The sequence below is a fragment of the Undibacterium sp. Di27W genome, from assembly GCF_049340345.1.
GTDB lineage: Bacteria > Pseudomonadota > Gammaproteobacteria > Burkholderiales > Burkholderiaceae_D > Undibacterium.
Window position 1 is genome coordinate 16,795 of record NZ_JBMPOS010000012.1, and the last position, 18,449, is coordinate 35,243.

Annotated in this window: 18 protein-coding genes; 10 read left to right on the forward strand and 8 right to left on the reverse strand. The window is 52.3% G+C overall.

Annotation, left to right across the window (positions count from 1 at the left end; genetic code table 11):
- Positions 1–16 precede the first annotated feature (16 nt).
- The 4 genes from ACO0LF_RS21850 to ACO0LF_RS21865 are packed head-to-tail and all read right to left on the reverse strand — an operon-like array spanning position 17 to position 4,389.
- Entirely contained in the window at positions 17–925 is a 909-nt protein-coding gene (locus ACO0LF_RS21850; protein ID WP_423017867.1) for an EboA domain-containing protein, read from the reverse strand.
- A 23-nt stretch (positions 926–948) separates the two neighbouring features.
- The gene (locus ACO0LF_RS21855) at positions 949–1,920 is read right to left on the reverse strand and encodes a UbiA family prenyltransferase (RefSeq protein WP_423017869.1); all 972 of its coding nucleotides are present in this window, start codon (positions 1,918–1,920) and stop codon (positions 949–951) included.
- Complete coding sequence (gene eboE, locus ACO0LF_RS21860; protein WP_423017871.1) at positions 1,917–3,125, reverse strand: metabolite traffic protein EboE; 1,209 nt, start codon at positions 3,123–3,125, stop codon at positions 1,917–1,919. The genes ACO0LF_RS21855 and eboE overlap by 4 nt, the downstream gene beginning before the upstream one ends.
- A 1-nt stretch (position 3,126) precedes the next feature.
- Positions 3,127–4,389 (reverse strand): 3-dehydroquinate synthase, encoded by a 1,263-nt coding sequence (locus ACO0LF_RS21865; RefSeq protein ID WP_423017873.1) that lies wholly within the window; start codon positions 4,387–4,389, stop codon positions 3,127–3,129.
- 448 nt (positions 4,390–4,837) lie between these two features.
- Between ACO0LF_RS21865 and ACO0LF_RS21870 the strand changes: the two genes are divergently transcribed.
- The 3 genes from ACO0LF_RS21870 to ACO0LF_RS21880 all read left to right on the forward strand — a co-directional run bounded on the left by ACO0LF_RS21870 (position 4,838) and on the right by ACO0LF_RS21880 (position 8,597).
- On the forward strand, positions 4,838–6,244 hold the full coding sequence (locus ACO0LF_RS21870; RefSeq protein ID WP_423017875.1) for a nucleotide pyrophosphatase/phosphodiesterase family protein: 1,407 nt from the start codon (positions 4,838–4,840) through the stop codon (positions 6,242–6,244).
- Positions 6,237–7,358, forward strand: coding sequence for a TatD family hydrolase (locus ACO0LF_RS21875; protein WP_423017877.1), 1,122 nt, complete (start codon positions 6,237–6,239; stop codon positions 7,356–7,358). The genes ACO0LF_RS21870 and ACO0LF_RS21875 overlap by 8 nt, the downstream gene beginning before the upstream one ends.
- A gap of 219 nt (positions 7,359–7,577) precedes the next feature.
- Positions 7,578–8,597 (forward strand): tetratricopeptide repeat protein, encoded by a 1,020-nt coding sequence (locus ACO0LF_RS21880; protein WP_423017879.1) that lies wholly within the window; start codon positions 7,578–7,580, stop codon positions 8,595–8,597.
- 79 nt (positions 8,598–8,676) lie between these two features.
- Here ACO0LF_RS21880 and ACO0LF_RS21885 read toward each other — a convergent pair whose 3' ends face one another.
- Positions 8,677–9,255: a 5-formyltetrahydrofolate cyclo-ligase gene (locus ACO0LF_RS21885; protein ID WP_423017881.1), complete on the reverse strand. Its 579-nt coding sequence runs from the start codon at positions 9,253–9,255 to the stop codon at positions 8,677–8,679.
- 33 nt (positions 9,256–9,288) lie between these two features.
- On the opposite strand from ACO0LF_RS21885, the gene ACO0LF_RS21890 reads away from it, so the two are divergent.
- The 5 genes from ACO0LF_RS21890 (at position 9,289) to ACO0LF_RS21910 (ending at position 14,337) form a co-directional block, all read left to right on the forward strand.
- Positions 9,289–11,256 carry a transglycosylase SLT domain-containing protein gene (locus tag ACO0LF_RS21890; protein WP_423017883.1) on the forward strand — a complete coding sequence of 656 codons (1,968 nt, stop codon included), beginning with the start codon at positions 9,289–9,291 and terminating at the stop codon, positions 11,254–11,256.
- Positions 11,257–11,267: 11 nt separating this feature from the next.
- Positions 11,268–11,981 carry a glutathione S-transferase family protein gene (locus ACO0LF_RS21895; protein ID WP_423017885.1) on the forward strand — a complete coding sequence of 238 codons (714 nt, stop codon included), beginning with the start codon at positions 11,268–11,270 and terminating at the stop codon, positions 11,979–11,981.
- 22 nt (positions 11,982–12,003) lie between these two features.
- The gene (locus tag ACO0LF_RS21900; protein WP_423017887.1) at positions 12,004–13,191 is read left to right on the forward strand and encodes a multifunctional CCA addition/repair protein; all 1,188 of its coding nucleotides are present in this window, start codon (positions 12,004–12,006) and stop codon (positions 13,189–13,191) included.
- 112 nt (positions 13,192–13,303) lie between these two features.
- Complete coding sequence (locus ACO0LF_RS21905) at positions 13,304–13,990, forward strand: GNAT family N-acetyltransferase (protein WP_423017889.1); 687 nt, start codon at positions 13,304–13,306, stop codon at positions 13,988–13,990.
- Positions 13,991–14,130: 140 nt separating this feature from the next.
- Complete coding sequence (locus tag ACO0LF_RS21910; protein ID WP_423017891.1) at positions 14,131–14,337, forward strand: hypothetical protein; 207 nt, start codon at positions 14,131–14,133, stop codon at positions 14,335–14,337.
- Between the two features lie 39 nt (positions 14,338–14,376).
- Here ACO0LF_RS21910 and ACO0LF_RS21915 read toward each other — a convergent pair whose 3' ends face one another.
- The 3 genes from ACO0LF_RS21915 to ACO0LF_RS21925 all read right to left on the reverse strand — a co-directional run bounded on the left by ACO0LF_RS21915 (position 14,377) and on the right by ACO0LF_RS21925 (position 16,090).
- Positions 14,377–14,958 (reverse strand): YdeI/OmpD-associated family protein, encoded by a 582-nt coding sequence (locus tag ACO0LF_RS21915; protein WP_423017893.1) that lies wholly within the window; start codon positions 14,956–14,958, stop codon positions 14,377–14,379.
- An 87-nt stretch (positions 14,959–15,045) separates the two neighbouring features.
- A complete protein-coding gene (cynS, locus tag ACO0LF_RS21920) occupies positions 15,046–15,489 on the reverse strand; it encodes a cyanase (RefSeq protein WP_423017895.1) in 444 nt (147 codons plus the stop codon).
- Positions 15,490–15,586: 97 nt separating this feature from the next.
- Positions 15,587–16,090, reverse strand: a complete 504-nt coding sequence (locus ACO0LF_RS21925) for an Lrp/AsnC family transcriptional regulator (RefSeq protein WP_423017897.1) — start codon at positions 16,088–16,090, stop codon at positions 15,587–15,589.
- Positions 16,091–16,268: 178 nt separating this feature from the next.
- On the opposite strand from ACO0LF_RS21925, the gene hppD reads away from it, so the two are divergent.
- A complete protein-coding gene (gene hppD, locus ACO0LF_RS21930; RefSeq protein ID WP_423017899.1) occupies positions 16,269–17,381 on the forward strand; it encodes a 4-hydroxyphenylpyruvate dioxygenase in 1,113 nt (370 codons plus the stop codon).
- An 88-nt stretch (positions 17,382–17,469) separates the two neighbouring features.
- Positions 17,470–18,375, forward strand: coding sequence for a phenylalanine 4-monooxygenase (gene phhA / locus ACO0LF_RS21935; protein ID WP_423017901.1), 906 nt, complete (start codon positions 17,470–17,472; stop codon positions 18,373–18,375).
- Positions 18,376–18,449 lie beyond the last annotated feature (74 nt).

Here is an 18,449-nt window from a genome sequence, read left to right on the forward strand (position 1 = left end):
TCTATCAATTTTTCTGTCAATGTGACACTTGCAGCAGTTCTTGCCAACTCAAGTCTTTCGCTGCCGTGAGCAGGTTTTCTTGCTGACACAGCCTGTGGATTTTGCCGCCCTCACCAGCCTCGGTCGGCAGGCTTTTTGCAATGGCCAGCTTTTCTGCCATGCTGCCCTGCTCAAGAGCACGCAGTAATTCTGGTTCACCAAGCAAGGCCAGTTGCGGCGTTACACAGCGCCATAATTCAGGGCTGACGGCACGCCCCGCCGCCCAGCGTTCATGGGCCAGGTCGATGAGGATGTTCGCCAGGGCAGGATTATTCCTTTGTTCCAGACCTTGCACTGGCCATAAGGGGCTGTCGAGAAAAAAGCATTTGACGAGCATCTGGTTCCAGGCGGCTTCATCAAATTCCTGCATGGGATAGGGATTACGATGTGCCATGGCTTCAAAGATGGGACGCATGCTGGAACGTATGGCTTCGCGCGCACGGTGCTCTATCACATGGGCCGCGGGATACAGAGGAAAACCGGAATACAGTGCGATCAGTTCATTGATTTCTGCACTGTCAGCGATGTTGTCGAGTTGCCTGGCAAATTGTGCATCGTCACCAGAATAACTGGCGAGCAGAAAAGCCACCCTGGCGGCAAGATCCAGACTCCAGCCCGAGGGATCAAAACCTGGGCGCAGTGCATGCGCCGACACCAATTCTTCACCACTCAAGTTCAAATCAGCCTTGCCCAATTTGCGCGCCGCCATGCCCATGGCCTTATACACATCCCGCTCTTGTTTTGCCGTACTGATTTGCTGGCATTGCAGGCGAAACCAGAACAAGGCTTCTGGCGTGCTGCGGGGAGCTATCCAGCTATCCAGTTGTGCCAGGGCGGCAGCGGTGGGGGCCAGGGCCTGCATTTCTTCCAGCGATGGATGTCTCATGTTGACACTCCTCAGTTTTTGGATCAAGTGCCTGGTATGACACGCTGCAAGACCCTGGTCATGACAAAGGCGCACAGGCAAAATGCCACGGCGGCCAGATCGCCACCAGCAATCGCGATCACCACAGCATCCAGCAACGAGGTGGCAGCAATCAATTGCGCTACCGCTTTGGGAACTGCGCCCGCTATATGCCGCGTAATCAGCAGACGTACGGCGATGATGTCAGCCACAATCAATGCCAGCAACATCAACAACGGCAAACCACCATCCACCCAGCTATTCACTGAGCGACTGCCGTACAAGAGCACAGGCAAAGCCAGGATCAGCAAGGGCCACAGACTACCGAGGCGATTCAGGCTTTCCTGTTTTGCTGCATAAGTCAGGCCCACGACATGCGCCCAGATAGCCAGTGCTGCCAGCACTACCGTAGTATTCACCAGCAAGGTATTGTTCAGAGGAAGACGATCTCCCATATTCAAAAAATGATCGTCAACCAGATTACCGGTGATGACCATGGCGCTGGCCGCTGCCGCAAAATACACCAGGGCACGACACAGGCCCATGATGAGCGGACTAAGCGGATTGCCTTTGTGCCAGACGTTGTAGAGCAAGATGGTAGCAGCCAGCATACAACCACAGAGCATGGCCCAGGTGCCGTAATAACTGAGTATGGCAATGCCTGCGACTTGCAAGACAAAGCCGATGGCAAACACTGCTCTTGCACTGATCTGACCTGAAGGAATGGGGCGCCCTGGTCTTTCGCGGGCATCAATTTCACGGTCAAAGGCATCGTTCAAATACATGCCTGCACAATAGAATGCCGATATCGCCAGCATGACCAGAAAGGTATGCACAGTCGACAAGGGGCGGCCGGTGATGCTGCTGGCGACGATGGTCCCTGCCAGTACATTGGTCCATACGGTCGGCAAGTTGGATACCCGGCCCAGGCGCAAATAAATGCCCATGCGGCTATTGTTCATCACTAAGGTATTCATGTCAGTAGCTCTTTCATGATAAAACTCAATTCACGCGCAATGGCATGGGCTTTGGATTCGGATTTCAAATGCGGCGGCAAGACATCCCAGGTATAAGTTTCCACTTCCAGATGGCTGGAAAAACCTTGCCTGCGCAAGGCTTGCAAGGTCGCATGCAAGTCGGCCCTGGTCGACCCCAGTGGTCCGTCACTATCCCAGAATATCGGTACATGACAATGTACCCGCCACTCGCCATCGGCCAGACCAGCCTGATATGCAGTCAGTGCAGCAGGCAGGTCGGTATAACGCTGCAAGCCATGCTGATTTTGCACGACCACCTGGTGCAGATAGATGCCGTCATCAAAGCGGCGCAATTCATCCAGCATATCGACATGCATGACCGGAAGGCGCAAGGCGCAGGATAGTTGTATCTTGGGGATGCGTATGCCCAGCTCAGTCAGGGTTTGCATGGCACTGACCGGGTCTTCAAATTCAACAGCTGCGTGGCAGATGTCATAGCAAACCCCGAGATGGCGACGCATCAGCCGGGTGGCTCTTGTCTCACTGCTATCGCATAAATCGGCCAGCCTGGCTATGGTGTCGGCTGCCCATAACTGACCACAAAAAAATGCCGTGGTCTCGGCCATGGTTTCCAGAAAGCAGCAGGGTTCTGGTTCCAGCGCCAGGGCTATGCATTTACCTGTGTCCTGCTCCAGTTGAGCCAGCATGGCGACGGCAGCGACTAATTGCTCAAGGATTTGCCCTTGCGCCCCTGCTACCTGTGTTTCCGATTTATAGGCACCGGGCACGGTGGAAATACTGCCTTCCATCTCATCAGGTAAAAGCTCGGCAAGGATGTAGGCGCATTGCCTAGTATAGCGCAAACGTTCAGCATCACGCCAGTCTGGCAGATAGACTTGTTCTTTGACCCTGACACCATGAAACGGCCCGTAAGGAAAAGCATTGATGGTGAAGACATAGGCACCCAGGCGTGCCAGTTGTGCTTTGAATTCCTGCAAGCTGGCGGGATTGATGAGGCTGTCTGCCGCTTGCGCAGACAGACGCAAGCCTATGCCAAAGGCCTGGTCATCAAGCAATTCAAGTTTTTTCCTGAGCGCAGGTATGGTTTCATCAAGGCTAGTGCGCACTTCATCCCAGCTTTCACCCGCATGAATATTCGTGCAGTAAGTCAAATGCACGTTTTGCGATGGCAGGGATAATTGCATGTCAGCCCCTGCCAGTCAGGGCAACCGGGTTTACATGCAGGCTCTGCAACCAGTCTATCGCTGCACGCACCAGCGCGGCATCCATCTCATGTACCTCTACACCACTGCCTATGGCTGCCAGCAGGGTAATGGTCAGCTCGCCGCCCAGATGTTCGCGGAATTCTCTCAAGCCTTGCAGCACCAGTAATTCTCCGTGTGCATTTTCTTGTGTATCTTGAGCGAGTAATTGGGCATGCCACAATGTAAAGCCTAGTTGCGTCAGCAGTTTGTGGATGCGGGCATCCTCACCAACCGGCAGCAGACCTGCCAGGCAGGAATAGCGGGCATCCAGCGCCAGGCCTATGGCCACTGCTTCACCATGCGAGAGCGCATGGGCAGTCAGTCTTTCCAGTTTATGGGCAACCCAGTGGCCATAATCCAGCGGCCTGGCCGAACCGCTTTCAAACGGGTCACCGCCATGGGCAATCTGGTGCATGTGCAGGCTGGCGGAACGGGTGATGACGGCATTCAGTACGTTGCTGTCAAATGCCGCCAGCGCTGGCAATTGTTTTTCCATCATGAGGAAAAATGCATGGTCGCGTATCAGGGCTACCTTGACAGCTTCTGCCAGCCCGGCGCGTTTTTCTCGCTCAGGCAAGATATCAATGAAGCGCGCATCATTGATGACAGCCCAGGGTGGCGCAAACGTGCCTATCAGGTTTTTTTGTCCTTGCCAGTTGACCGCATTCTTGACGCCGACACCGCTATCGTCCTGCGCCAGCACCGTAGTCGGAAAGCGTATATGACGTACGCCGCGATGAAAAATGGCCGAGGCATAACCCACTGCATCCAGCACTGCCCCGCCACCAATGGCGATGGAATAAGAATGCCTGTCTATGGCGCGCTCTGACAAAGCCTGCAACAGTCTTTCGACCAGGCTTGCATCATTCTTGCAGGCTTCGCCGCCAGGCAATATGAAGATATCACCGATTAATTCCATGCTTTCATGATGAAAGCGCAAATAGGCAAGGATTTGCTCGACCAGGCCAGGCATGGCCCTGGCCACGCCTTCATCCAGGAAGATGGCCAGCCTGTGCCTGCGCTGTGGTTCGCGCAAGCTTACTACCGCACGGAAATCAGGATTGGCAATATCAAAGGCATCGCGGGTCGATACCACGGGAAAAGCATAATCGACGCGCACATGTTGCTGCTGCCAGCCAGTGCGCGTGCTTGCTGGTACTAGCACTTCCAGATCGGGCAAGCGATTTAGTTCAGCGAGTTTCATGATGCATCCTTTGCTGGTTTATCCACGCCTTCGTCTCTTATCCCTGGAAAGCTAGCGGTAAGCCGGATACCGGCAACACCAGAGTGCCGTCTTAGCGCTACTGCTTGCCCGAGCAATTTAGCGTCAGCCCCATACAAGCCTATCTGGCATCCTGCCTGACATTCCCTTCAAACCTGGAACATACATTGCAGAAAACATAATTACCGATATTGAAACAATAGTGCAAAATATGCAATAGTCTGCCAGTATCTTTTTTTGAAATATCTTTTTCACACAACATTTCTTTTTAAGAAATACTTAATAACAAGGAGCTATTGCGCAAAGTTGAGATTAAATTAATAATAAGGAAACAATTCTTCGATAAGCTAGTGCACCATGCATCTGGCTGTCAGCAGAATTTGCGGCATTTCCAGATTCCACCACTCTATGAATAAGCAAGGCCAGACTGATGCAAAGCTTGTTGATATTGAATATCGTTGGTCTCACACCCAGCTTGCTGGGTCCGTTGACACCACGGCTGTCTGCCTTTGTTGCCAGCGGCCATATGCAGCCACTGAAAAGCGTGACACCCGCCGTCACCTGCACTGTGCAGGCGACCATCATGACCGGGCTGTCGCCACAGCAACATGGCATCGTCGGCAATGGCTGGCTGTTTCGTGACCTGGCAGAAATCTGGTTTTGGCGGCAATCCAATAAGCTCGTTACCGGAGAAAAAATCTGGGAAGCAGGCAAGGCACGCGACCCCAAGTTTACCTGTGCAAATCTGTGCTGGTGGTACAACATGGCATCCAGCCATGACTATGGCATCACCCCCCGCCCTATCTACAAGGCAGATGGCCGCAAGCTGCCTGACTGTTATACGACGCCGCCGGAATGGCGCGACGAGCTGACGCAAAAACTCGGTGCCTTCCCGCTGTTCCAATTCTGGGGGCCGGCCACCACGATCAAGTCCAGCCGCTGGATAGCTGATGCAGCCAAGCTGGCCATCACGGATAAAGATCCTACCCTGACCATGGTCTACCTGCCACATCTGGACTATGACTTGCAAAGACATGGGCCAGACCTGACGGACCCTGCGGTCCAGCAATCCCTGCGCGATATTGATGAAGTGGCGGGTGAGTTAATCGCCCATGCGCAACAGGCTGGCCGACGCGTCATGGTCTTGTCTGAATATGGTATTACTGCGGTGGACAGGCCCATACACCTGAACCGCATCTTGCGTGAAGCTGGTTATGTGGTGGTGCGCATGGAAGATGGAGCGGAATTGCTGGACCCCATCGCCTCCAGTGCCTATGCCGTGGCGGACCATCAGTTTGCCCATATATATATCTCCAGGCCAGAATTGATTGCGCCAGTGCGCAGGCTGCTCAGCAATGTCGCTGGCGTAGAAGGCATCTGGGCAGGGAGTGAGCGCGCTGCCATAGGGCTGGATCACCCACGCTCAGGAGAACTGGTGCTCATGGCTGATAAACGCTCCTGGTTCACTTATTATTATTGGCAGGATGATGCTTTGGCGCCCGACTTTGCCCGCACCGTAGAAATCCATCGCAAACCCGGCTATGACCCAGCCGAGCTGTTTGTCGATAGCAATATCCGCTTTCCCAAACTGGCAGTCGCCTGGCGTCTCGGCAAGCGGCTGCTGGGTTTTCGCAGTCTGATGAATGTCATTGGTCTAGATGCCAGTCTGGTGCAGGGATCGCACGGCAGGCCAGTGGATGATCCAGCCGATGGGCCCTTACTGATACTCGATCGCCCGCTGGCAGATGGCAGGCAAGAAGTCCATGCAGCCGATATCAAGGATATCGCTTTGAAGATCATGTTTGAAAATACGACCCAGGAGCAGGCACATGAATAACAAGGTTAAATTCCCAGGCAGCTTTTCAGAAAGCTTCATCGCTGACAGCACTATCGTCGATGAAATGTTTTCCGACCGTGCAGTGACCTGTCCCTGCTGCAATGGCACAATCACGCCGCAAATGCTGCAAAACCTGCTGGCTCAGGCCGGGCAATTGCAACAGGGCCAGGCCGCCTTCCGGCAACTGGCCAGTGGCGGCAATGGCATGATGATAGACCCGCATGCACATATGATAGCCCGCACTACCGATGACTATGAAGCCATGGCCAAGGCGGGCATCGTCGCCGTCATAGAACCGGCATTCTGGCTGGGGCAGTTGCGCACCAATGTCGGCAGTTTCATCGATTATTTTTCCACCATCACTGGCTTTGAGCGCTTTCGTGCAGGTCAGTTTGGCATACGCCATTATTGCGCTATCGGTCTCAACCCCAAGGAGGCAAATAACCCTGCCCTGGCAGAAGCGGTGCTCGACATCATGCCGCGTTACCTCGGCAAGGAAGGCGTGGTTGCGCTTGGTGAAATTGGCTACGATGAACAAACCGATCTGGAAGACAAGGCCTTGCGCGCGCAAATCGCCATGGCAATAGAATTTGAACTGCCCATCATGATACATACACCGCACCGCGATAAAAAACGCGGCACCACGCGCACCATGGATGTGCTGGAAGAATGCGGCTTTGATCCTGCACGCTGCGTCATCGACCACAATAATGAAGAGACTGTACAGGAGGTGCTGGACCGTGGCTACTGGTGCGCCTTCACGATTTACCCATCGACCAAGATGGGCAATGAAAGGCTGGCAGACATCGTGAAACAATATGGCCCGGAACGCATTATCGTCAACTCTGCCTGTGACTGGGGCGTATCTGACCCACTGGCTGTACCTAAGTCCGCCCGCCTGATGGCCAGCCGGGGTATCTCTGCCGAAGTCATCCACCAGGTAGTGTATGCCAATGCCTTGTCCGTGTATGGCCTGAACCAGGAAATGCAGGAAGCCCACTGGTGCCAGCCTGCAAAAATAGACCAGCGTAATCTCTACAGCGGTAACTCTGTCTTGCGCGGGCAGACACCCAGGGTAGATGAGGAAATACTGAATCCAGATATCATACGCTGAGATATTATTACAGGCCTGATACAGTCTACAATGACAGTCACGGTAAATTGTTCGCGGCTAAAGCCGCGCCTACGCAAAGATGAAAGCGCTGATTACATCCTGCTCAATAAAACGCAAATTCGATCGGAGCAGGCTATCAACAATCAATCAGGAATCCGCGGTAGCTTATTCCACTGACAGAAACACGTTCATTTTATATTCATCAACTCATCAGTCCCCATGTTGAACCTGCTTAATAACCCTGCTCCATCGTCAACGCAAATGTCAGAACACGCTGGCGCATCATCAACTACCGTGATGGTTGAAGGCGATCAACATATCCTGGCTAGTGCCTATCAGCTACTGGGACTGGATATGGCAGAAAATTTGCCCGCCAATATCCTGGCTGACAAGCTGTATGAAAGAATGCTCTTGCCAGAAGCTGAAGCTGTATATCGTCTGGTGTTGCAGGCCAGACCAGAGTCCCTGGAAACCTGGATCAATCTGGGTTTGACACTGGATGGGCAAAGCCGCTTTGACGAAGCCATATTCTGCTACCGGCATGTCATTGCCCAGCAGGCTGACTATGCTATCGCCCACTTCAATCTCGCCGTCAGCCTGTCGCTGCTGGGACAAAATCTGGAAGCAGAACAGGCTTACCAGCATGCACTGGAACTCCAGCCACAGATGACGCATGCGCATTTCAATCTTGGGATATTGCTGCAGCAGCGCGATCATCTGAGTGCGGCAATTTATCATTATGAAGAATTGCTAAAGCTGGACCCACAGCATTACTATGCCTACTGCAATCTGGGCATGATACTCGCGAGCCAGGGGCGCATGACTGAGGCAGAGTCCTGCTTTTTAAAGGCTATTGCCACGCAACCTGAATTGGTGAATGCCGATTTTTTCCTCATCAATATGTATCAGCAACAAGGCAGACCGGCTGATGTAGAAACTTTGCTGAAGAATCTCTATCAACGCCACCCTGATAATATCAGCGCCCGTGATAATTTGCTGGGCCTGTACATGCAGCAAAAACGTTTTGCTGAGATGGCCAGTATCTACCGGCAAATGCTAAGCCAGGCACCCTCAGAGCCGGTACTTCATTACCAACTGGCCGTCGTGCTTAAAGAGCAGGGCCTGATTGAAGAGGCTATATCACATTATCAGCAGGCAGTTCAGCTCCAGCCTGGCTTCATTGAAGCACAAAACCATCTTGCTGCGATTTTAAGAGAGCAGGGAATTACAAAAGACTGATGCCTGGAAATGAACTCCGACTTCAGTCTCAGTGAATGAGTTGTCAGACCGCAGGATATTTCCTCCCTGCATTCCCTCATCAAGCCACGAAAATAAGATCCATCGCAATATCATGCTCTTCTGAAGCGAATTCTGCTTGAGTGCAGGCATAGGCGATGCCCAGCGCTGTCGGTCGAGGTGTCGTGGCCAGGGTACGGTCATAAAAACCGCCGCCATAACCCAGACGATAGCCCTCTGCATTCCAGCCCAGGCAAGGGATGAGCAAGACCTCGGGCTGGCTCACCAGCCGCCCATGTGCCGGGATGGCAATCCCATAGCGATCCACGCTCATGGCATCTCCTGCCTGCCAGGCCAGAAAACTCAGTGCGGTATCTTTTCCTGTGACCAGCGGCAAGGCCAATGCCAGCCCCTGATCCTGCAATTGCTGGTAATGGACGCGTAAATCAGGCTCAGACTGTATGGGCCAATACACAGCCAGGCTGGCAGGCTTATTTTGCTGGCACCATGTCAGCAATTGCTTTCCCAACTCAGCATCCAGCAAGGCCTTCTGTTCTGGCGGGATACTCTGGCGCTTTTGCCGTAAACGCTGGCGTAATTCAGGCCGACTTTGCGCTGTTTCAATGATGAGTTTATGCTCGCTGTTCTTGGGCTGTGTCATACTGTCAGAAATGTAATCTCAAACTGTCAAAAGATGTCTGTGAAAAAAAGTTTAGCTGGTCTGGGCCTGATGATCTTAGCAGGTTTCGCGACAAGTCCCTTTGCCTATGCTGCGGCAGCAAAAAAGGGCTTGATTATCAATGATGACGACCGTTTCATGGCCTTGCGCGATGCCGCCTTCCATGAAGACGCCGCCAGCGCCGAGCAACATGCGGCAGCGCTGAAGAATTATGAAATTCCTTCCTATGTCGATTATTATCGCTTGCGGGCGCGCCTGATAAAAACGACAAACTCTGAATTCCGTGAATTTATTAACAAGTACGAAGGCAGCGCCATCGCTGACCGCCTGCGTAATGACTGGTTATTATTGCTGGGCAGGCGTGGCGAGTGGGACTTGTTCGATCAGCAATATCCACAATTTGTGGTAGCTGACGATAATCAGTTGCGCTGTTACTCCTTGTTATCCAAAGCGGTAAAACAACAGAAAGTGGCAAGCGAGGCTCGCAATTTGCTCAATAGTCCGCGGGACTATGGCGAAGGCTGTTATGCCCTGGTGACTTATCTGAACAGCAATGGGCAATTTAATCAGGCTGATTTATGGGCACAAATGCGCATGGCTGCAGAAAGTGGCGCCTTGCCTCTTGCACAACGCCTGGCAAAATTGCTGAATGTGCCAGAAAAGCAAGTCGCAGAAGCTATGGACAAACCAGCCGCTTTGCTCAAGAGAGCACCAGATGCCGGTCTTGCCGCCCATGAACTCTATCTGATCGCGCTGGGCCGCCTGGCAAAAACCGACCATGAGCAAGCTGCCGCTACCCTGAACCGCAATGCCGCTCAGTTCACGGATAGTGAAAAAGCCCTGGGCTGGGCCCAGATCGCCATGCAAGCCGCACAAAAGCTGGAACCGGAAGCCCTGGGCTATTGGCAAAAAGCCGAGGGTGCAACGCTGACGCAGGAAGCCTATCAATGGCGCACCCGCACTGCCTTGCGTGAAGGAGACTGGAAACTGGTGAAATCCAGCATCACCGCCATGCCCGCCAGCCTGAAGGCCGACCCGGCCTGGGTATACTGGTATGGTCGTGCCCTGAAAGCCGAAGGCAAGAATGAAGAAGCCCGCGCCCAGTTTGCCAGCATTGCCGATCAACTGCATTTCTATGGCCAGCTTGCCCTCGAAGAACAGGGCCAAAAAATAGGTGTGCCAGCTACCGTCAAGCCGGTGACGCCAGAAGAACTGGCCCCGATGGAAAAAAATGCCAACCTGCAAAGAGCCCTGAAGTTCTATGCCATGAACCTGCGCTTTGAAGGCACACGTGAATGGAATTGGGAATTGCGCAAGATGAGCGAGCGCCAGCATCTGGCCGCAGCAGAACTGGCAAGGGCCAACAATTTGCTGGACCGCATGGTCAATACCTCAGACCGCACCAAGGGTGAACTCGATTTCAGCCAGCGCTACCCTACTCCCTTCAATGACAGCATGTATAAAACTACCCAGGCGCTGGGCATGGACATGGCCTGGGTGTATGGTTTGATACGCCAGGAATCACGCTTCATCATGAATGCCAAATCGCATGTGGGCGCATCCGGCCTGATGCAATTGATGCCGGCAACGGCACGCTATGTCGCCAAGAAAATTGGCCTTGGTAATTTTGTGCCTACCCAGGTCAATGACATAGAAACCAATATCGCCCTGGGCACGAATTATCTGAACATGGTGCTGACCGACCTCGGTGGCTCGCAAGCCCTGGCCTCGGCTGCCTATAATGCTGGCCCGGGCCGTCCACGTGCCTGGCGCTCCAAACTGACGCGTCCAGTGGAAGGGGCAATTTTTGCCGAAACCATCCCCTTTAATGAGACCCGCGTGTATGTCAAGAATGTGTTGTCGAATGCAACGTATTACGCTGCCCTGTTCGAGAAAAAACCGCAGTCCTTGAAAAAACGTCTGGGCACGGTCGTGCCCAAGGGCATGACGGCCACTGACTCCGATATACCTGCCAATCTTTGAGTGTAGACATCATGCAAGATACAGAAATGCAACCTGCACTAGCCGCCCTGCTGGACCAGCACCGTGCCGGTTTGCGTTTGGTGATAGGCAATAAAAATTATTCGTCCTGGTCCATGCGGCCCTGGGTGTTGATGAAGGCGTTTGGCATTCCTTTTGAAGAGATACGCATACTGCTGAACCAGCCAGATACCACCAACCGCATCGCCGAATATTCTGCTGCTGGTCGCGTGCCTGTCTTGCTGGCTGGCGAAATCACGATCTGGGATTCACTGGCCATATGCGAATACCTGGCCGAGCAATTTTCTATCCTCAGTCTGTGGCCGGAAGATGTTGCCGCCCGGGCCACGGCGCGCAGTATCTGCGCCGAGATGCATTCCGGTTTTTCTTCCCTGCGCTTTGACATGCCCATGAATATCCGTGCCGACTTGTTTGGCAAGGGACGCACCATAGGCTCGCAGGCAGACATAGGCCGCATCAGCGAAATCTGGGAAGATTGCCTGGCCCTGTATGGCGCGCATGAATTCCTGTTCGGTGCTTTCTCTATCGCCGATGCATTTTATGCACCGGTAGTCATGCGCTTTCGTACCTATGGCGTCTCCCTGGCACCAGCATTGCAAGCCTATGTCGACCGCGTCATTGCCCATCCAGCCGTGGCCCTGTGGGTACGCGAAGCTTTGCTGGAAACAGAATTCATGCCTGGCCATGACAAGCGCCATGGCGACTGAGCAGTGAGTATGAAGACATAGTATGAAGACATATATGGTTGGAGGTGCAGTGCGCGACGCACTGCTGGGCTACCCCGTGCAAGACCGGGATTTCGTCGTCGTTGGCGCCAGCCCGCAAGATATGCTGGCCCAGGGCTACCTGCCTGTGGGTAAAGATTTCCCGGTATTCCTGCATCCCAGGACGCATGAAGAATATGCCCTGGCCCGCACAGAACGCAAGACTGCGGCTGGTTATAAAGGCTTCGTGTTCCATACCGATGCCGATGTAACACTGGAACAGGATTTGATACGGCGCGACCTCAGCATCAATGCCATGGCCCAGGATGACGATGGCACCATCATCGACCCTTACGGCGGCCTGCAGGATCTGGAGAGCCGTATTTTTCGCCATGTATCGATGGCATTTTGTGAAGACCCGGTACGCATCTTGCGCCTGGCCCGCTTTGCCGCCCGCTTTGCCATACCACCGCGGGATTTCAGTGTGGCGCAAGAAACCACCACCCTCATGCAAGAGATGGTCGCTGCCGGTGAAGTCGATGCTCTGGTAGCAGAGCGCGTATGGCAAGAGATTTCACGCGGCCTCATGGAAGCACGTCCTTCCCGCATGTTTGAAGTGCTGCGCAGTTGCGGCGCACTGCAACGCCTGTTGCCTGAGCTAGATGCCTTATGGTCTGGCCCAGCCGCCACACAGTTGATGGAATTGCTGGATGCAACGGCGCAAGCGGCATGCCCATTGACGACGCGCTATGCCGTACTCCTGCACGATCTGACTACTGCAAAAACAAGCGATCCAAGCACTCCTGCCCAGGAAAAGCAGCGCACTGCCCTTGCCGATGCGATTAGCCAGCGTCTGAAAGTACCGGCAGATTGCCGCGACCTGGCCATCATGCTGGCACGTGAGCATTTGCACATCCAGGCGGCCATGAACATGTCAGCAGCAGACCAGATTGATCTGCTAGGTCGCTGTGACGCCTATCGCAAACCCCAGCGTTTCCTGGAGTTATTGAGCGCGGCTGCCTGCTTATTTGGCAAGTCAGAGGTCAAATCAGATGCCGCCTATGAACCACAAATCCAGCTAGCCAGGGCACTGGAACTGGCTCAACAAGTTAATGGTGGCGAGATTGCCAGCCAGCATGCCAGCATGCCCTCACAAATTCCTGTTGCCATACGGGCAGCCAGAATAGCGGCGCTGGAGGCTGCCACTGACTGAGGCAAGTGGAATAGAAGTTTTATTCTCAAATAAAACGCTTTTCTGGAATAATCGAAACAGATCATCTACAATGCATTGTGCACTGCACAAAAGCTACCCATAAGGAGCTGCCATGAATGCGTCCGACGTTTTTCCAGAAGATCCCAAACACTTGCTAGATCCTGCCAATAAATCATCCAGATCCACTGTTTTCGTCAAGGAATTATCAGAAAAGGACAGGCATCGCATCCTGAAACACTTTCTCGGCCTCGAAGAAAGTGACCGTCTGCTACGCTTTGGCACTTATTTGCCAGATGCCATGATAGAAAAATATGTAGAAGGCATAGATTTCTCGCGCGACAAGGTGTTTGGTGTCATCAGCCATCGCTTCAATATCGTGGGCGTTGGTCATCTGGCCTATGCTTCGCGTAGTGAAGATGATGAACACACCAACAAGGACAAGGTGGCAGAATTTGGTGTCTCAGTCTCGGGCAATGCCCGCGGCAAGGGCATAGGTTCCAAGCTGTTTGAACGCGGCGCCATCCACTGCCGCAATGATGATGTTGACACCCTGTACATGCATTGTCTGTCATCCAACCAGACCATGATACACATCGCCAAAAAAGCCGGCATGGAAATCCATCGCGCCTACGGCGAAGCCGACGCCTACCTCAAAATCCTGCCCGCCAATGCTGCCAGTATCTTGAAAGAAGCCATGCAGGAACAAGTCGCCACGATAGACTACACCATCAAAGCCAATGCCCGCGCCGCCGCCAAATGGCTCAGGTATTTGCCGGGTGGGAAGGGTAGTTCGAAGTAGTTGATTTAAGACCTTTCATCACAGAGCATGTCTTAAATGTTGATTTACATGGTAGCCAAAAATTAGGCTATGGGTTGCATTGACGTTGCTTTTGACTTTCGCAGTTCCCATGTGTCGACGCCGTTTGTGCGGTACAGAAAATGGATAAAGAAGAGCCGATGTTTGAGCGAAGCGAGTTTCGGATCTTCCCATTTTTTGTACCGCATAAACGGGAACCCCGCAGGGGCGCCGACGCCTGGGGCGCCTTTTTGGCCCACCTTTTTGGCGAAGCAAAAAGGTGGGTAGCCGCCGGTCTACCACCGGCCTGCAATCATAATTTAGCGAATGAAGGTAGCAAAAAATATTAACTTGTCGCAAATATCTATTGTGTGCTGGACGCCATCCATTCACTCATCATCCAGCCCCTTCCCCTCAAGAATTTTCTGCATGCATTTTTCTACCCTGGCTTCTCTGGTCTTGGCTTGTTTGGCAGCAGAGAAATGCAAGAGGTAGGCTCTTTGCCGCCCTGGTGTGAGTGCCTCGAAAGCAGTTTTTAAATCTGCGTGCTGCTCCAGCTTTTGCTGGAATTCTTCAGGCATACTGAATTCTTCTGTCTTTTTGAAATCCACTTTCAAGCCAGCTTTTTCTACTTTGATCGCCTCGGCAATATAGGCTTTGATCGTGGCTTTCATCTTCACTATTTCTTGTGCACTGGTGAAGCGCAACTGGCGCGCAGCCTGGGTATTTTCTGTTTGCTGGATCAGGATATTCTTGGGATCTTTTAACAAAGCCCCTTTGAAAAACAACAGGGCTGCATACTCCTTGAATACATGGATCAAGACTATGTTGCTACCTTGTGAGGTATAGCAGGGCGTGCCCCACTTTAACTCTTCGGTCAATTCACAGTCCAGGGCGATTTTTCGCAATTCGGCTATTTCTTCTTGCCACTGCTTTGCTCTGGCCACATACCCATCCACCTTGGAATTCATCGCATGCCCTTTGGAATAAAGTGCCTCAATAATACATGAACAATATGCATGATGGCACCGGCCTTCGAGAGGACACTCGGGTTCAAATCAATAAGATTTATAAGGCAGGAATTTCCCGCTCAAGACCACATTCACGCGATCACCTTTGGGGTCAGCTTCGCGCTGTATGTCCATGGAAAAATCTATCGCACTCATGATGCCGTCACCGAATTCCTCATGAATCAATTCCTTGATGGTGGAGCCATAGACATTAACCATTTCATACCAGCGGTAGATCAAAGGGTCTGTGGGCACAGCAGTAGGCAAGGAACCTTTGTAGGGCACAATTTGCAGCCAGGCTGTTTCTTCATCGGTCAGACTAAACAATTCCTTGGCGACGGTAGCCTGTTGCAGATTAAGGGTCATTTGGCCCAACATGGCGGCAGTTGTCCACTCCTTGCTCTGGCCGATTTTTGCGGCAATATCTGCCCATTTCATCTTCTGTGCCACTTTGACCGAGATAATTTTTTTGGTGACTTCATACCTGTCCATCTTTGACTTCCTTTCCAGTTTTTAAGCGCTTTAGCTGCGGGGATTCCAGCGTACCATTAAAATAATGTTGCATTTAAAGAAATTAATTACTGAATAATTAATTGCCAACAAGGACCGGCAAAGCCGTCGTATCCTTGATTTGCTGCAAGGCAAAACTGGATTTCACGTCGAGTACCGCTGAGTGACGCAATAGGGTCTCCATCATGAAACGTGAAAAGTGATTCATGTCTTCTACATGCACGCGCAAGAGATAATCCATTTCGCCCGTCATGGCATAGCAGGCCACCACTTCTGGCCATTGGCCTACCGAGGCAGAAAAATCATCGCGCGGCGAGCGTGATGCTCCCTTGCCAGGGGCGTCACTATGTTTCTCCAGCCTGACATTGACATAGGCCAGCAAGCCCAGGCCTATCTTGGCGGGTTCCAGCAAGGCTACATATTTGCGGATGACCCCACTGTCTTCCAGGCGCTTGATGCGGCGCAGGCAAGGGGAAGGCGAGAGATTAACGCGCTCGGCCACTTCCTGGTTGGTCAGCCTGCCGTCTGCCTGCAAAATCGCCAGTATCTTGCGGTCTATCTTGTCCAATTCAACTTCAAGCATAATCTGCCCCATACCAAATAAATTAAGCAATATTATTGCTCAAATCAATGAAGTATTGGGTTATTTTGCAATTATATGGCGCGTTTCGCAGACTATACTGAGAGCTTGAGCTACATCAAAGCCAGACTTCAAACTAGCCTGATGCAGCAATACTGATGATCACACTGAGGAGACAGGCATGACTTTCCAAACTTGGGAAAACCCTATGGGTACCGATGGCTTTGAGTTTATCGAGTACGCGGCACCAGATCCAAAAGCACTGGGCGAATTATTCGTCACCATGGGTTTTACCGCGATCGCCAAGCATCGCACCAAGGATGTGACTTTGTTCCGCCAGGGCGGTGTGAACTTCATCATCAATGCAGAACCTGATTCTTTCGCACAAAAATTTGCCCGCAAACATGGTCAGTCTGTTTGCGCATTCGCTTTCCGCGTCAAGGATGCCAATGCTGCCTACAAGCGCGCACTGGAACTGGGTGCCTGGGGTTTCGACAATAAAACCGGCCCTATGGAACTGAACATCCCTGCCATCAAAGGCATCGGTGATTCCCTGATTTATTTCGTTGACCGCTGGCATGGCAAAGATGGTGCAGATACAGGTGCCATCGGCAATATCAGTATCTATGACGCAGACTTCGTGGCATTGCCTGGTGTGGATTCCAATCCTGTTGGCAAGGGCCTGACTTACATCGATCACCTGACCCACAATGTACACCGTGGCCGCATGAAGGAATGGGCAGATTTCTATGAAACTCTGTTCAACTTCCGCGAAATCCGTTACTTCGATATCGCTGGCAAACACACAGGTCTGAAGTCCAAAGCCATGACTTCTCCTTGCGGCAAAATCCGCATTCCTATCAATGAATCTTCGGACGACAAATCCCAGATCGCTGAATACCTGGACCTGTACCACGGTGAAGGCGTGCAACATATCGCCATGGGTACAGACAATATCTATGACACAGTCGGCGGCATGAAAGCCAATGGCGTCGTGTTCCAGGACACCATCGATACTTACTATGACCTGGTTGACCGCCGCCTGCCTGGCCATGGTGAAAACCTGGAAGAATTGCGCAAGCTGCGCATCCTGCTGGATGGCAAGAGCACAGAAACATCACGTGAATTGCTGTTGCAGATTTTCACAACCACGGTCATCGGCCCTATCTTCTTTGAAATCATCCAGCGCAAAGGCGACCAGGGTTTTGGTGAAGGTAATTTCCGCGCCCTGTTTGAATCTATTGAGCTGGATCAGATCCGTCGTGGCGTCATCAAAGACGAAACAACTGCCTGAGGCATTAAAACTTTGTTTCGCCAACAGCTAATGGAGACTTGAAGGAGGCTGGCCATCATCATGATGCCGGCCTTTTTCGCTGAAAAATATGGATACTATCGCTACTTCCACTACTGCTGACACTACCGTCAGCAACGACGATTTCCTCGCCACCGTTGCCGAAAAATCCAATGGCGCTGCCTTGCGTGGCAATTATGAAAAGGCCGACGAGCAATACGTCGTCGAGCAAGACTGGGACGCCTATACAGAAGAAGAACATGAATTGTGGCGCAAGCTCTACCAGCGCCAGATGGAACTCTTGCCTGGCCGTGCCTGCGACGAGTTCATAGAAGCACTGCACAAGATGGATGCTTCTGGTGGCATCCCGCGTTTTGAACGCACTTCAGAAGAATTGTTTGCCGCCACTGGCTGGCGCATCGTCGCCGTGCCTGGCCTGATCCCTGAGCTGACTTTCTTTGAACACCTGGCCAACCGCCGCTTCCCCATCACTGTGTGGTTGCGCAAGCCTGAGGAATTCAATTACATCGTTGAACCCGATGTCTTCCACGACTATTTTGGTCATGTGCCGCTGCTGTTCAATCCTGTTTTTGCCGACTATATGCAGTTATATGGCAAGGGTGGTTTGAAAGCGATGAAGCTGGGTGGTCTGGATTATCTGGCGCGCCTGTACTGGTACACCGTGGAATTTGGCCTGATCAAGACAGACAAGGGTTTGCGCATCTATGGTGCGGGCATTTTGTCATCTGGTGGCGAGGTCGAATATTGCCTGAAGCCGGGTACGCCTTCGCGCCATATCCATCTTGAAATAGAACGCTGCCTGCAAACCCTGTACAAAATAGACAGCTTCCAGGAAACTTATTTTGTCATCGACAATTTCCAGCAATTGTTTGATGGCACGGCACCGGATTTCACGCCTTATTATGAGCGCCTGAAACAACTCGATGCCTTGCCAGCCAATACTTTATTGCCGGGTGAGGTTGAATTGCTGCCGTAAGCAAGCAATAAGTCAGTAATAAGCCAGCCTCAATGTAAAAAATAAAATGGGACATCCAGTGTGATGTCCCATTT